Origin of the sequence: Nocardia flavorosea, from assembly GCF_015477805.1 — a bacterium.
In the GTDB taxonomy this organism is placed as follows: Bacteria; Actinomycetota; Actinomycetes; order Mycobacteriales; family Mycobacteriaceae; genus Nocardia; species Nocardia flavorosea_A.
In genome coordinates this window covers 91,432-105,562 of sequence record NZ_JADLQL010000003.1, presented here as the reverse complement: position 1 = coordinate 105,562, position 14,131 = coordinate 91,432, and the positions used below count along the sequence as shown (strand labels likewise).

The following is a 14,131-nucleotide window of genomic DNA, read 5'->3' as shown; positions in this document are numbered from 1 at the left end:
AGAACGAGCTTCAGCAGCAAAGCACGGTCCAATTCGGCACGTTCCTTACCGTCGAGGCTGCCCTTCAAATCGCCCACATGTGGTACTCGGTCCCCGGCCTCAGTGCAGCCGGTTCTGCGCGGCTTCCAAACCCACGCGCAGCAGCAGTTCCACTGCGTCGGCCGCCTGCTCGACCACTACCGGCACCTCTTTACGTTCGGCTGCCGCAAACGGTTTGAGGACGAAATCCGCCGGATCCTGGCGGCCGGGTGGGCGGCCGATCCCGATCCGGGTACGGAGATAGTCTTTGGTGGTCAGCGCGCCGGATATCGACCGCAGCCCATTGTGGCCGCCTTCACCGCCGCCACGCTTCAACCGGACCGCGCCGAACGGCAGATCCAGTTCGTCGTGCACGACGATCACCTCGGTGGGCGGCACGGAGAAGAATCGGGCCAGCGCCGATACCGGCCGCCCGGACAGGTTCATATACGACCGCGGTTTCGCGATCAACACCTGCCGCCCGTCCAGCCGGGCCTGCAACAGATCGGTGCCCGACTTCTTGTGGACGGTGAACCGGCCGCCGACCCGCTCCGCGAGCGAATCGGCGACCAGGAAACCCACGTTGTGCCGGGTACGTTCGTACTCGGGACCCGGATTGCCCAGGCCGACGACGAGCGCCGGCACGGTATCGGCCATCGCGGAAGTCGACCCCGTCCTATTCGGCGGCTTCGCCCTCGGCGGCCTCGGGCTCGGGCTCCGCGGTGGCGCGGGCCTCGACAATGTTGACCAGCAGCAGCTCGGGATCGCCGACCAGGGTCACGCCCTTGGGCAGCGCGACCGCACCCTGCGTGATCTGGGTGCCCGGCTCGGCGCCGGCGATCGAGACCTCGAGGGATTCGGGGATGTTCAGTGCCTCGGCGGACACGGAGACGGTGGTGACTTCCTGGGTGACCAGGGTGCCGGGGCCGGCCTCGCCGACCAGGGTGATCGGCACCTCGGCGGTGACCGCTTCACCGCGCTGCACGATCAGCAGATCGGCGTGCTCGATGTAGCGGTGGATCGGGTGCACCACGACCGATTTGGTCAGCGCCAGCTGCTTCTTGCCCTCGATGTTCAGGTTCAGTACGGCGTTGGTGCCGTGCTGGCGCAGGATGGCGGCGAACGACAGCGCATCCAGCGACAGGTGCTGCGGATCGGACTGATGCCCGTACAGGACCGCCGGAACGTTGCCCGCGCGGCGGGTGCGGCGCGCGGCACCCTTGCCGAACTCGGTGCGGATCTTCGCTTCGAGAAGGTTGACGTCGGACATGACTGGATAACTCCTACGGCTCTACCGGGCTTATGGGCGGTTGCCAGGGAAATCGCGCCCCTGGTCAGGTGGTCTGCTCGTCAGGCGAAGACCTAAACGCAAGCGGCCGGAAGCCGCGCCGCGTCGATCACGGTGCCGCAAAGTCTGCGAACCCTCGCCGAGACAACCCGAATACTGTAACCCAGCGGCCGGAAAACCCCGGAATCGGGTGGTAGACGCCACGTAGACGCCTGGTCAGAACTGTCACGTACGCTGGACAGGTTGCCACCCCGCCCGTTTTCGCCGAAAGGTTTCATCCGTTGACCGCCTCCACCGAGGGCGCCGCGCCCGCCACGCGCGGATTGGCCGGCGAGGTGTCGCGGCGCCGCACCTTCGCCGTCATCTCCCATCCCGACGCGGGTAAATCGACGCTCACCGAAGCGCTCGCACTGCATGCCCGCAAGATCTCCGAGGCCGGTGCCGTCCACGGCAAGGCGGGACGTAAATCCACCGTCTCGGACTGGATGGAGATGGAGAAGGCGCGCGGTATCTCGGTGAGCTCCACCGCCCTGCAGTTCGACTACCGGCCGGCGGGCTCCGAGATCGACCATGTGATCAACCTCGTCGACACTCCCGGCCACTCCGATTTCTCCGAGGACACCTACCGGGTACTGACCGCGGTGGATGCCGCGGTGATGCTGATCGACGCCGCGAAGGGTCTCGAACCGCAGACCTTGAAACTGTTCCAGGTATGCCGCCACCGGGGTATCCCGGTGATCACCGTCATCAACAAATGGGACCGGCCCGGCCAGGCCCCGCTGGAACTGCTCGACGAGATCGAGGAACGGATCGGCCTCACCCCGACGCCGCTGTTCCTGCCGGTCGGCATCGCGGGCGATTTCCGCGGTCTGCTGCGCCGCGGCCCCGAGGGCGCGGCCACCGAATACATCCATTTCACCCGGACCGCGGGCGGCGCCACCATCGCGCCCGAGGAATCGCTGACCCCCGAAGCCGCCGAGACGCGGGAGGGCGCGGCGTGGACCACCGCGGCGGAGGAAAGCGAACTGCTGTCGGCCACCGGCCAGGACCACGACCAGGAACTTTTCCTGGCCGGGCAGACCTCACCGGTGATCTACGCCTCGGCCGTGCTGAACTTCGGTGTCCGCCAACTGCTGGAAACGCTGGTCGCGCTGGCGCCCGCGCCGGGTGCGCGCGCCGATATCGCCGGTACGCCGCGCAACCCGCAGGACCCGTTCAGCGCGGTGGTGTTCAAGGTGCAGGCCGGGATGGACACCGCCCACCGCGACCGGCTCGCGTTCATGCGCATCGTCTCGGGTGAGTTCGAACGCGGCATGGTGGTGACCCACGCACAGACCGGCCGGCCGTTCGCGACCAAATACGCGTTGACGGTCTTCGGCCGCGAACGCGCCACTGTCGATACCGCCTATCCGGGTGATGTGGTGGGCCTGGTCAACGCGACCGCGCTGGCGCCCGGGCACACCCTGTTCGTCGACAAAAAGGTCGAATTCCCGCCGATCCCGTCGTTCGCCCCGGAACATTTCGCCGCGCTGCGGGCACAGAGCGCCGGTAAGTACAAGCAGTTCCGAAAGGCGATCGATCAGCTCGATTCCGAGGGCGTGGTGCAGGTTCTGCGCAACGATTCCCGCGGCGAAGCCTCTCCGGTGCTCGCCGCGGTGGGGCCGATGCAGTTCGAAGTGGTGACCGCCCGGATGCTGGGCGAATTCGGGGTGGAGACCCAGCTCGACCACCTCGCCTACACCATCGCCCGGCGCACCGACGCCGCCTCGGCACCCGAACTGGACCGCCAGCGCGGAGTGGAAGTGTTCACCCGCAGCGACGGCGCGATCCTCGCGGTGTTCAGCGATAAATGGCGGTTGCAGTACATCCAGAAGGAAATGCCGGACCTCACGCTGGAACCGCTGGTCGCCGCCGCCGACTGAGCCGACGCGGTCCCGGCGCAACCATCCGCCTCGCGTACTGCCCGACCGCGACCATCCGACCGGCGCACGCCCTGTGCGATGCACTGCGCCTGCGGCGAGTCCGGGCCGCTGGAGCTGCGGCCACCGGCCCCGGACCGGCTCAGCACGCGACCACGACAGGTCAGCCAGCGGCGCGGTGTTCGGGACCCGGATATTCCTGACCGCTGCCGCCGATGGATTCCTCGGGTGTCTCGTCGTGCGGCGCGGTTTCCCGCGGGTCGCGTTCGACGGCCTCGACCCCGTCCGACTGCTGGATCAGCCCCCACCGGTTGGCGGTCAACCGCAGGCTGGGCAGATCGCTGAGCGAGAGCACCACCTCGTAGGTGCGTTCGTAGCCGGTATGCGCGATCCGCCAGCGGCCGTCGTCACAGCGCACGTACTCGTCGGAGTAGAAGGCGGCGCCACGCAGCAGCATATTGTTCTCCGGAATCAGCACCGTATCGGAGAGGTACCAGGTTCCCTCGGCTCGATCACCGTCCACATCGATCTCGGGGTGATCGCAACGGTGCTCGGTGATGACGTGCGGACCCAGGGTGTTGCGCAGGAAGGTCAGGAAGGCTTCCCGGGATTCGAACTGCAGGTATTCGCTGTAGGTGGCCGTGGCCTCCGGGATCATGGTCTCGGCGAAATCGTCCCAGAGTTTGCTGTCCAGTGCCCGGACATAGCGGAACTTGAGGCGGTGGATCTCCTGTAGATCCGCCGACGCCGCCGGAGCCGTCGGACGGGAGGTGTTAGGTCGTGCAGGTCCCATGGTCAACGGCACATCCGTTTCGGGCTCGAGCCGCGGCGGGAGTGGTACATCCAGTCCGGCGCCGAGCGCCGCCGCGAGCGCGGCACCGGAGAAGGCCATGGTTTCGCTGCTCTGGCCCGGCCGCCGGGGAAAACCACCCGGGTACGGCCCCGGATCGTTGTGTTCCTCGCCCTGGTCCATAACTCCACCATCCCACCTGAAATGGACAAATTGGGAGGTTATTCAGATCTGTATCGGATTGCTATCCAGCGTCGGCGTTATTACGGGGACCGGATCCGGGCCGGTCGAGAGCGGTATCCGGCCGGAGCAGGGCGGTGCGCCGGGATCCCGGCGCAGCGGTTGTCAGGGGCGCTGACCGTTACCGATGGTGAAGCAGGTACGGCAGAAATCCTCGCCGAACTCCGTCAGCCGCAGACTTTTGCGCACGATTTTCGGTGCTCGCCCCGCTTTTTTCAGAGCGTCTTCCACGATCGGCTGAACTTCGAGCACCATATACCGGCTCAGTACCACGGGATCGTCGGAATTATGGGTCAGGCCCAGCCGGCTGAGATTGATCAGATACGAGCGGGCCCGGTCGATATAGCGCACACCGGCCTGTTCCGGCACCGAGGTCAGCCCGCCGGCGATCAACTCGGAGCCGATCCCGAGCGGGCGGTTGGTGCGGACATCGACGGTCGGCTGTGGACCGTTGAGGGCCATATAGCGCAGGATGCGGGCCTCGTCGGGAGCGAGTTCGTCGAGGATCCGGTCGTAGGCGGGATGCACCTCTTCGGTGAAGTAGACATCGGCCGAACGGGCCAGCAGCGCGTCTCCGCGTTTACGGAGTTCGGCGACGGTGGCCGAGCGCATATAGGAGCCCACCGCCACCGTCTGCTGGCCGGAGGTCTGCCCGGTCGGCACATAGCTGACGATTTCGCGCACCGACCCCTCGGTGACCCCGAGCGCACTGCGCGCGATGGACCGCAGGGCGTTACCGGTGCGCTCGGCGATCTCCGCCGAGGACTCTCCGTCCAGGGCCGCCTGGGTGATCTCCCGGGTCACCTCGTAGGAGGTGTTCACCGCCCACTGCCCGCCGCGCACCACACTGCCGGCGGCGAGCCCGGCGGCTCGGAACACTCCGCGGATGAGCCGGGCCTCGTTGCTGATCTGCCGCTGTTCGACATCGGCGCTGCGCTCGACACTCGACGGCGGCCTGCGGATGACATCCGCCGGGGCGGGATTCTTCCGCGGCGCCGGTTTCGGTGCGGTGCCGGCCGGCGGGCTCCATTGCATGGGCCGGGAACCGGTCCGGGTGAACTCCTGTCCGGTCCTGTCGTCTGCCACGTCTACTCCGATATCGCCAGATGAACGAATCCCGCTCACCGATTATTGCCCATCGACGGTGATAGCCCCGCGCCGGTCCATGGATCCGGCTCACGTCTGAGACACTAATGTGTCGCGCCCGGTCGCGCTGCCGGTGGGATGGCCGCCGCAGCGCGGTGGCGTTCGGCTGTGGTGCTAATTTGAGGTCCCGGTGAGGCGGCGATCACCAGGGAGCAGGAGGGTGTGTCGTGTTGGAGAGTGTGTTCGGGATACACCCGACGATCCTCCTGGAACTACTGACCATTCCGCTGTTCACCGGCGTCATCGGTTACATCACCAACTGGACCGGTGTGCTGATGCTGTTCCGGCCGATCGCTTTTCACGGCCTCCGCATTCCGGGCCTGCGGTACCTGTACCCGTATCTGCCCAAACGGATCCAGATCCTGCCGCTGCTGAGCCACGACGGCCGCATCGGCTGGCAGGGCATCGTGCCGTCGCGGGCCGACAAAATGGCCAGTATCGCGGTGGACAAGGGACTTTCGAAGCTGGGCAGCGTCACCGATTTCTATCGCGAACTGGAGCCGGACGCGCTCGCCGAACATCTCGCGCTCACCGCCGAGACCCAGATCCGCGATATCGTCGAGAACATCCTGCGCCGCGACCATCCGCAGCTCTGGTACAACCTGCCGTCCCAGCTGCGGGAGATGGTGCACGAACGGGTCCGGCAGCAACTACCGGATATTCTGCGCGAACTCACCGATGAACTGGGCGCGAATATCGATCAACTGCTCGACGTCAAACAAATGGTGATCCGCTATTTCCAGGCGCGACCGCAACTGCTCAATCAGTTGTTCCAGGTGCTCGGCGCCAAGGAATTGCGGTTCATGCAGAATTTCGGTCTCTATTTCGGTGCCCCGATGGGTGTGGTGCTGGTCGCGATCCTGCACGTCACGGGGTGGCCGACCTTGGCGGTCCTGCCGATCGGCGGGGTGATCATCGGCTGGGTGGTCAACTGGGTGGGCCTGAACATGATCTTCGCGCCCGCCGAGCCGAAATGGTGGTGCCCGTGGCGGCAGGGCCTGCTGATCAAACGGCAGAACGAAATCACCGACGGTTACGCCGAACTCGTTTCCACCCAGGTGATGACGGTGGCCAATATCGGTGACGAACTGCTCAACGGACCCAAATCCGATCGCACCCTGCAAATGTTGGAGGACACCTTGCGCCCGGCCGCCGACCGCGCCCTCGGCCCGGCACGTGGTGCGGTGAAACTGGTCCTCGGCAGTCGCGACTACGAATCACTGACCCAGACCCTGACCTCGGAAGCGATGGCCATCGCGCCGCTGGCGTTCGCCGACGCCGACTTCAACGAACGCCAGGGCAAACAGATCGGCGCCTATATCGCGAAACAGATGTCGGAGCTGTCACCGAACGATTTCGTCGATATGTTGCGCTCGGCGATCAAACAGGACGAATGGCTGCTGTTCGTGCACGGCGGCGTACTCGGGCTGTTCGCGGGATACGCGCATATCCTGGTGTTCGGAACGGGGGTGGCGACCACATGGCTGTGAACGAGCAACCGCACGATACCGGCGAGCCGGACCGATCCCGAGGTCTCGGCGAACACCGTGCTCCGGTGGGTCCGATCGGGCCCGTCGCGGCGGTGCGCGCCGTGAGCGGGGTCGCGCGGGTCGCGGCGTCGGTGGTGTCCGGTACCGCACGGTGGGGTGTGCATACCGCACTGGACGTCACCGAGACGGTGGTGCGCGGCAGTATGGCCGGGCAGCCGCCCGCCGAGATCCGTACCGACGCGACCCGCCGGATCCGGGAGGCGCTGCGTCTGGCGCTCGGGGTCACCGCCACGGAACCGTCCGCCACCGCCTCCCCCACCGAACGGTCGCTGCGGGAACAGGGCGCGGCGCTGCTGCGCCTGGCCGCCAGTACCCGGGCGCCCGACGAGGGACATCCGGCGTTCGCCCGCATCCTGGCCGAACTGACCTCCGACGAAGCCCGCATCCTGCGGTTGCTCCGCCTCGACGGGCCGCAGCCGACCGTGACCGTCCGCGGCGGCCGATCGTCGCGGCGCCTGCGCCGATCCGGGGAAGCACGATCCGGAGCCGACGATCTCGGCGTGAGCATGATCGGCGAACACGCCGGACTCCGGTATCCGGAACGGACCCAGCGCTATCTGAACAACTTGCGGCGAGTGGGCCTGATCGAAACCCTGAGCGAACCGGTGGGCACCCCCGAGCGCTATCAGCTCCTGGAAGCCCAGCCAGCGGCGGCGGAACTGCTGAAACAGGCCGGGGGCCGCGGCAAACTCCAGCACCGCGGAATCGCACTCACCAGCTTCGGCGAGGAATTCGTGCAGACCAGCCTGCCCCTCGCCGGCGAGGAAGGTCCCACCGCCGGCGTTCCCTGACACGGCATCGGAAGGCACGTTCGACTCTCGATTCCGAATGCACGGTGCAGCCTCGTGGAACCTCCCGGCGGCCGGTGCCCGGTCACACCAGGTGCGGCGCGTCACCGATGAGCACCGCAGGGTGCCGGCAAGCTGCGGATACCACGCCGTGGGTCAGCGCAACCGTTCACCGCCGGCTCACGGAGCGATCCGCCGCGCCGGTCGCGGCGCACCCGGCACGACCGACCGGTGGGCCGGAACATGCGACTTCGCCGGTGGGGCGGTGTCGGCCGGGGCGATGAACATCCTGCCGAGGCAGCTCAGACCTGGTCGGCGAGTTCCATCCAGCGTTCCTCGGCGGTCTCCTTCTCCCCCTGCACTTCTTTCAGCTCGGCGCCGAGAGTGACCAGCTTGTCGGGTTCGGTGGCGGCTGCGGCAAGTGCCGTGTGCAACTTCGCTTCGCGTTCGGCGAGTTTGTCGATGGCGCGTTCCAGGCGGGCGAGTTCCTTACGGGCCGCTCGATAGGCCGCCGAATCGGTTTGCGGCGCTTCGGCCCGGTTCGCGGAGGCCGCCTGCCGGCCGGCGCCACCGGCCGCGAGTTCGGCTCTGCGGGCCAGGTACTGGGTGATCCCGCCGGGCAGGTTGGTGAGCTTGCCGTCCCCGAACAAGGCCCAGGTGCTGTCGCAGATCCGTTCGATCAGGTAGCGGTCGTGGCTGATCACCACCAGCGTCCCGGCCCAGTTGTCGAGCAGATCCTCCAACTGTTGCAGGGTGTCGATATCGAGATCGTTGGTGGGTTCGTCGAGCAGCAGCACATTCGGCTCGGACATGAGAATGCGGGTGAGCTGCAGCCGGCGGCGTTCACCACCGGAGAGATCCCGCACCGGGGTGCGCTGCCGGGCCGGGGTGAACCCGAGCCGTTCCGCCAGCTGACCGGCGGACAACTCCAGCGCCTTGCTGCCCTCCCCCAGGGTGATGCGCATGGCGATCTCCTGGACCGCCTCGAGCACCCGCATATCGGTGGGGAGATCGTCGAGTTCCTGCCGCAGCCAGCCGATCCGCACCGTCTGCCCTTGCACGCGTTTCCCGGCGACCGGATCGACATCACCGGCCAGCGCCCGCAGCAGAGTCGTCTTACCCGACCCGTTCACGCCCACCAGACCGACCCGCTCGCCCGGTGCCAGCCGCCAGGTCAGATCCTGGACCAGTTCGCGGCCGTCCGGCGTGGTGAGCGTGGTGTCCTCGAGTTCCACCACCACCCGGCCCAGCCGCTTCTTGGCGAACGACGCCAGCGACACACTGTCCCGCGGCGGCGGGACATCGGCGATCAGCGCCTCCGCGGCCTCCACCCGGTAGCGCGGTTTCGAGGTGCGGGCCTGTGGGCCGCGCCGCAACCAGGCCAGTTCCTTACGCGCCAGATTCCGGCGCCGGGCCTCGGTGGCATCGGCCTGCCGGGCACGTTCGGCGCGCGCGAAGATCCAGTCGCCGTATCCGCCCTCGTAGGTTTCCACCCGGCCGCCGACCACTTCCCAGGTGCGGGTCGCGACGGTGTCGAGGAACCAGCGGTCGTGGGTGACCACGACCAGCGCGCTACGCCGGGCCAGCAGATGTTCGGCCAGCCACTGCACGCCCTCGACATCGAGATGGTTGGTCGGCTCGTCGAGTACCAGCAGATCCAGCTCGCGCACCAGAGCCGCGGCCAGCGCGACCCGGCGGCGTTCCCCACCGGAAAGGTTGGTGACGGCGGTATCCAGGCCCAGGCCGGCGATCCCGATCCCGTCGAGAACCGAGCGGATGCGGGGGTCGGCGGCCCATTCGTGTTCGGCGATATCCCCGGTCGGCGCGTCGTCGGCCAGCCCGGCCAGCACCACCTCGCCGACGGTCGCGCCTTCGGGCAGCACCCCGCGCTGAGTGACCACGGCCATCCGCAGTCCGCCGAGCCGGCTGACCCGGCCCTCGTCGGGCTCCTCGATCCCGGTCAGTACCTCGAGCAGCGTGGTCTTACCGCCACCGTTGAGACCGACCACCCCGATCCGCTCACCCGCATGCACCCCCAGCGAGACCCCGTCGAGCAGTGGTTTGATCCCGAAACTCTTGCTGACCTGTTCGAGATTGATCAGGTTGGACATGAATCCTTCCGCCTCCGCTGCCGGCCACGCCGATACGCGACCCCGCCCAGCCTATCGAGCCCCCCGCTCCGGGCGACCGCCGCCGGGGTCGAGCACCGGCCCGCCCGCCGGAACGGGTCGGTCCGGCACCGGGCCACCGCTCGGTCGCGATACCTCGTACACGACGTAGCCCGGCCCGATATCGGCCTGCCGAACGCACCATTTCTCCGGCCGGAGCCACCCGGTTGTCCTACGCCGGGCCGTTCCCGCCGCGGCGGCTCGGTAGCCGATCTTCCACCCGCCGGCGTACCCGGGCCAGAACCAGCACCTGGGCCGCGTCCCCGCCGGAGTTCGACGCCTCCCCGAAGGGGAAGGAACCGCGGCAACAGCAGTGGATGAGCCGCAACGGTTCGGTTCGAGGTGGCCTGCTACGCGTCGCTCCGGCCGCCGGGCACGCGAGCGCCGTCACTCAGGGACAAGATTTCGAGTCGCGGATGCTGCCGGTTTCCGCGGTGCCTGCTCGGCTGCACGCCGAGGACGCGGTGGCGCCCGTGCGGCGTCGAGTTCCGGGGATCGCTGCCACCGATCACTGCCGTCGACGGATCGTTGCGCCAGACGTTGTACCTGTCGACGATCGGTCATCACATGTCCGGCGATCACGCCACACGGCACCCCCGTGAGGAGACCCGGCAGCCGATTCGACGCCGAAGGGCCCCGCGGGGATTACGCCCGGCGCGGACCGGGGGCCGGCGGTTCCGGGGATGGGTGCGGTGGTTCGTCCAGGTTCGTCACCCGGGCCCCCGGCACCGGACCCGTCGCCGTCCGCACGCTGCGGGCAACCCCGGCGCCGGACAGTTCGGCCGCGACGGCGACCGCCGATTCGGTGGTTTCGCACAGGAAAGCGCAGGTCGGGCCGGAACCGGAGACGAGGCCGGCCAGCGCTCCGGCCTCCACGCCCGCGCGCAGGGTGCGGCGCAGATCGGGGCGCAGTGAGACGGCCGCAGCCTGTAGATCGTTGCCGAGCAGCGGGGCGAGCTGATGCGCGTCTCCGGAGGCCAGGGCCTGCATGAGAGCCTGGGGCGTGCCGAGGCGCGGAGGGTCGCCGTGGACGCGGAGCCGATCGAGTTCGGTGAAAACTTCGGGGGTGGAGAGCCCTCCTTTCGCCAGGGCCAGCACCCAGTGGAACGAATTGCGCGAGAGCACGGGTAGTAGCCGTTCTCCGCGCCCCGTACCGAGCGCGGTCCCGCCGTGCAGGGCGAATGGCACATCGCTGCCCAGTTCGGCGGCCACCGCGGCGAGTTCGTCCCGGTGCAGGCCCAGTTCCCAGAGTTCGTTCAGGCCGACCAGGGTGGCGGCCGCGTCGGCGCTGCCCCCGGCCATCCCGCCGGCTACCGGGATACCTTTGTCGATGGTGATCTCCACCAGTGGTGCGCGGCCGGCCAGCTGGGCAAGCCGGACCGCCGCCTTCCAGACGAGATTGGTGCGGTCGGTGGGTACTTCCGCGGCGCCTTCCCCGGTGACCCGCAGCGTGAGCGAGTTGGCGGGTGCGATCTCCAGATCGTCGGCGAGCGACAGGGCCTGGAAAACAGTGGTGAGCTCGTGGTAGCCGTCGGCGCGTAGATCACCCACTCCCAGATGGAGGTTGACCTTCGAGGGTGCCCGCACGGTGACGGGACTGGGCACAACGGACAGCACGGTGCACAAGCCTAATAGGTGCTGTTGGGCCCCGACCATCCGAAGACCACGCAGCGGACCGGACCGCATCACCCTTGCATCCGTTACCCCCGGGGGGTATATTTCCTGGCGTCCCGGTAGAGGACCGAGCGCGAAGGAGACACCATGTCCACCACCAGCACTTACACCGTCAGCGGTATGACCTGCGGCCACTGCGTCCAGGCGGTGAAAACCGAAATCGGCAAAATCGACGGCGTCACCAGCGTGGACGTCGACCTCGACTCGGGCCGGGTCGTGGTCGACGCCGCCGCGGAGATCGCCGATTCCGATATCGCGGCCGCGGTGGACGAAGCAGGCTACGAACTGGCGAACTGATCGCCGGCCTGCGCGGCGAGACGGACGAAGGCCGCGGTGTCGAGGGTTTCCCCGCGCGCAGTCGGCGCGATACCCGCGGCGAGCAGTCTTCGCTCCGCCTCCGCCGGGCTTCCCGCCCAGCCCGCGAGCGCGGCCCGCAATGTTTTCCGGCGCTGCGCGAACGCGAGATCGATCACCTCGAACACCCGCAGGCGATGCGATTCGTCCACCGGCCAAGGTGGTTCGGCGAACCGATCCACCCGCACCAAGCCCGATTCCACCTGCGGCACCGGCCAGAAAACCTGCCGGCCGACCGCGCCCGCCTTCGACACCTCACCGTAGAAACCGGCCTTCACACTCGGCACGCCGTACACCCGGCTGCCCGGCCGCGCGGCCAGCCGATCCGCGACCTCGGCCTGCACCATCACCAAAGCCGTACCGATACTCGGGAATTCGGCCAGCAGGTGCAGTAGCACCGGAACGGCCACATTGTAAGGAAGATTCGCCACCAGGGCGGTCGGGGCGGCGGGCAACATATCCGCACGAACCCGCAGTGCGTCACCGGGCACCACGGTCAGCCGATCGGCCAGGCCGCCGGCCCGCTCCCGCACCGTATCGGGCAACTGTGCCGCCAGCACCGGGTCGATCTCGACGGCGAGCACCGAATCCACCACATCCAGCAGCGCCAAGGTCAGCGAACCCAGACCGGGCCCCACCTCCAGCACGGTATCGGAACGGCCGACACCGGCGGCGGTCACGATCCGCCGGACCGTATTGGCGTCGTGCACAAAATTCTGCCCGAGCTGTTTGGTCGGGCGGACACCGAGCCGCTCGGCCAGCTCCCGCACCTGCGCAGGCCCCAGCAGAGCTGCCTCACCACGCGCCATCATCTCGGCATCCGACACCGGGCGAACTTACCAACTGCGTGTTCGGCGCTGCGGGCCGGAGGCTGGTCGGACCGGTTCAGGGTTGGACCGTTCGTTCAGGCGATGTACGTGGTCGGGTGCACAAGATTACGGCCAACTGAAATGGCCCCACCGTTGCAGTTGGGGGGAACAGCGGTGGGCGGTATCGCCGTTGTGTCGGCTAGACGAGTGCAGGGGGCTGCACCGGCAGTTGGTAGGACTGGCCGGCCGGGGCCGAGTGCGCCCGGTCGCCGGTGGAATTGTGGGTGGCGATGGCCGCACCGGCGACGACGATCAGGGCCAGCAGTACGGCGGCGATCGCGGCGTAGAGCAGAGGTGAGCGTGAGGAGTTGATCCTCGCAAAGGGTGACACGGTCACGGGACGATAACGAAGGTCGGCGGTCACGACAAGCGCAACAGGCCGACCGGCGGGGCCGGGCACGTGTTTGCGCGCGTCGCGCCCCTGCTAGACGAAACGACACAGACGAAACTGTGATGTGAATCACAGGCTGCGGTGGGGGCTTCAGGCGGGGAACCCGTACACACGGCGCGCGTTCGCCGTGCTGATCTCCGCCAGTTCGACCGGGTCCTGCGCCCGCAATTCCGCGACCGCCCGCACGGTGTACGGCAGGCAATACGGCTCGTTGGGGGCACCCCGGTACGGATGCGGAGTCAGATACGGCGCATCGGTTTCGACCAGTAGCTGATCGTCCGGTACCACCTTCACCGCTTCGCGCAGTTCGTGCGCGTTCTTGAAGCTCGCGGTGCCCGAGAAACTCAAGACGTACCCCTCGGCCACACACGAGAGCGCCATGTTCGCGTCCGAGGAGAAACAGTGGAAGATCACCGTATCGGGGGCGCCCTCGTCCAGCAGAACGGTCAGCAGATCATGATCGGCTTCCCGGTTGTGGATCATCAGCGGTTTCCCGATCCGCTTGGCCAGATCGATATGCCAGCGGAAACCCTCGATCTGCGTTTCGATATCGGCGCAGCCGTCGAGTTTGCCCGGCCAGTAGTAATCGAGCCCGGTCTCCCCGACCGCCACCACCCGCGGATCGGCCGCCAGCTTCTCCAGTTCGGCCCGCGCGGGCTCGTCTAGCGCGTTCGCCCGGGTCGGATGCAGCGCGACCGCCGCGTACACCCGGTCGTCCCAGTGCGCGGCCGACACGGCCCAGCGGGCGGCGGCCAGATCGTCGGCGACGGTCACCACCCGGCCCACTCCCACCCCGGCCGCCCGATTCACCATCTCGGCGACCGAGGCCGCATCGGTGGCGCCGCAGGCGTCGAGATGGGTGTGGGCGTCCACCAGCGGCGCGAGCGGTTCGGGCAGCGGCGGTGCGGGACGCCGGGCGCTCATCGGGCAGCCACC

General features: G+C 68.0%; 13 protein-coding genes. 4 read left to right on the top strand and 9 right to left on the bottom strand.

From position 1 onward, the window contains the following. Nucleotides 1-99: 99 nt before the first annotated feature. Both pth and IU448_RS15970 read right to left on the bottom strand, forming a co-directional pair. On the bottom strand, nucleotides 100-675 hold the full coding sequence (pth, locus tag IU448_RS15975) for an aminoacyl-tRNA hydrolase (protein WP_195056435.1): 576 nt from the start codon (nucleotides 673-675) through the stop codon (nucleotides 100-102). 19 nt (nucleotides 676-694) lie between these two features. Then, nucleotides 695-1,288, bottom strand: coding sequence for a 50S ribosomal protein L25/general stress protein Ctc (locus IU448_RS15970; RefSeq protein ID WP_195056434.1), 594 nt, complete (start codon nucleotides 1,286-1,288; stop codon nucleotides 695-697). 299 nt (nucleotides 1,289-1,587) lie between these two features. Here IU448_RS15970 and IU448_RS15965 point away from each other — a divergent pair, with 299 nt between their 5' ends. Next, nucleotides 1,588-3,228 carry a peptide chain release factor 3 gene (locus tag IU448_RS15965; RefSeq protein ID WP_195056433.1) on the top strand — a complete coding sequence of 547 codons (1,641 nt, stop codon included), beginning with the start codon at nucleotides 1,588-1,590 and terminating at the stop codon, nucleotides 3,226-3,228. 160 nt (nucleotides 3,229-3,388) lie between these two features. Here IU448_RS15965 and IU448_RS15960 read toward each other — a convergent pair whose 3' ends face one another. Then, the gene (locus tag IU448_RS15960) at nucleotides 3,389-4,018 is read right to left on the bottom strand and encodes a nuclear transport factor 2 family protein (protein ID WP_195056881.1); all 630 of its coding nucleotides are present in this window, start codon (nucleotides 4,016-4,018) and stop codon (nucleotides 3,389-3,391) included. A gap of 342 nt (nucleotides 4,019-4,360) precedes the next feature. Then, complete coding sequence (locus tag IU448_RS15955) at nucleotides 4,361-5,341, bottom strand: Abi-alpha family protein (RefSeq protein WP_280457399.1); 981 nt, start codon at nucleotides 5,339-5,341, stop codon at nucleotides 4,361-4,363. Between the two features lie 227 nt (nucleotides 5,342-5,568). On the opposite strand from IU448_RS15955, the gene IU448_RS15950 reads away from it, so the two are divergent. Then, entirely contained in the window at nucleotides 5,569-6,891 is a 1,323-nt protein-coding gene (locus IU448_RS15950; RefSeq protein WP_195056432.1) for a hypothetical protein, read from the top strand. After that, nucleotides 6,882-7,742, top strand: coding sequence for an Abi-alpha family protein (locus IU448_RS15945; RefSeq protein WP_195056431.1), 861 nt, complete (start codon nucleotides 6,882-6,884; stop codon nucleotides 7,740-7,742). Before IU448_RS15950 ends, IU448_RS15945 begins: the two co-directional genes overlap by 10 nt. A gap of 299 nt (nucleotides 7,743-8,041) precedes the next feature. Here the strand turns inward: IU448_RS15945 and IU448_RS15940 are convergent, their stop codons facing one another. Together IU448_RS15940 and IU448_RS15935 are read right to left on the bottom strand one after the other, a co-directional pair. Continuing rightward, nucleotides 8,042-9,850 carry an ABC-F family ATP-binding cassette domain-containing protein gene (locus tag IU448_RS15940; protein ID WP_195056430.1) on the bottom strand — a complete coding sequence of 603 codons (1,809 nt, stop codon included), beginning with the start codon at nucleotides 9,848-9,850 and terminating at the stop codon, nucleotides 8,042-8,044. A gap of 702 nt (nucleotides 9,851-10,552) precedes the next feature. Beyond that, on the bottom strand, nucleotides 10,553-11,524 hold the full coding sequence (locus tag IU448_RS15935) for a 4-(cytidine 5'-diphospho)-2-C-methyl-D-erythritol kinase (RefSeq protein ID WP_195056429.1): 972 nt from the start codon (nucleotides 11,522-11,524) through the stop codon (nucleotides 10,553-10,555). 144 nt (nucleotides 11,525-11,668) lie between these two features. Between IU448_RS15935 and IU448_RS15930 the strand changes: the two genes are divergently transcribed. Next, nucleotides 11,669-11,878, top strand: coding sequence for a heavy-metal-associated domain-containing protein (locus tag IU448_RS15930; protein ID WP_195056428.1), 210 nt, complete (start codon nucleotides 11,669-11,671; stop codon nucleotides 11,876-11,878). Here IU448_RS15930 and rsmA read toward each other — a convergent pair. The 3 genes from rsmA to IU448_RS15915 form a co-directional block, all read right to left on the bottom strand. Beyond that, nucleotides 11,860-12,747, bottom strand: a complete 888-nt coding sequence (gene rsmA / locus IU448_RS15925; protein WP_228813368.1) for a 16S rRNA (adenine(1518)-N(6)/adenine(1519)-N(6))-dimethyltransferase RsmA — start codon at nucleotides 12,745-12,747, stop codon at nucleotides 11,860-11,862. The genes IU448_RS15930 and rsmA overlap by 19 nt on opposite strands. 196 nt (nucleotides 12,748-12,943) lie before the next feature. Further along, on the bottom strand, nucleotides 12,944-13,141 hold the full coding sequence (locus IU448_RS15920) for a hypothetical protein (protein WP_195056954.1): 198 nt from the start codon (nucleotides 13,139-13,141) through the stop codon (nucleotides 12,944-12,946). A gap of 144 nt (nucleotides 13,142-13,285) precedes the next feature. Further along, nucleotides 13,286-14,119, bottom strand: a complete 834-nt coding sequence (locus IU448_RS15915; RefSeq protein WP_195056426.1) for a TatD family hydrolase — start codon at nucleotides 14,117-14,119, stop codon at nucleotides 13,286-13,288. Nucleotides 14,120-14,131 lie beyond the last annotated feature (12 nt).

Bases quoted from the DNA above. Each gene is read 5' to 3' on its own strand.
- IU448_RS15970 (WP_195056434.1), bottom strand. From the start codon at position 1,288: ATGTCCGACGTCAACCTTCTCGAAGCGAAGATCCGCACCGAGTTCGGC.
- IU448_RS15915 (WP_195056426.1), bottom strand. From the start codon at position 14,119: ATGAGCGCCCGGCGTCCCGCACCGCCGCTGCCCGAACCGCTCGCGCCG.
- IU448_RS15940 (WP_195056430.1), bottom strand. From the start codon at position 9,850: ATGTCCAACCTGATCAATCTCGAACAGGTCAGCAAGAGTTTCGGGATC.
- rsmA (WP_228813368.1), bottom strand. From the start codon at position 12,747: ATGATGGCGCGTGGTGAGGCAGCTCTGCTGGGGCCTGCGCAGGTGCGG.
- IU448_RS15945 (WP_195056431.1), top strand. From the start codon at position 6,882: ATGGCTGTGAACGAGCAACCGCACGATACCGGCGAGCCGGACCGATCC.
- IU448_RS15960 (WP_195056881.1), bottom strand. From the start codon at position 4,018: ATGGGACCTGCACGACCTAACACCTCCCGTCCGACGGCTCCGGCGGCG.
- pth (WP_195056435.1), bottom strand. From the start codon at position 675: ATGGCCGATACCGTGCCGGCGCTCGTCGTCGGCCTGGGCAATCCGGGT.
- IU448_RS15930 (WP_195056428.1), top strand. From the start codon at position 11,669: ATGTCCACCACCAGCACTTACACCGTCAGCGGTATGACCTGCGGCCAC.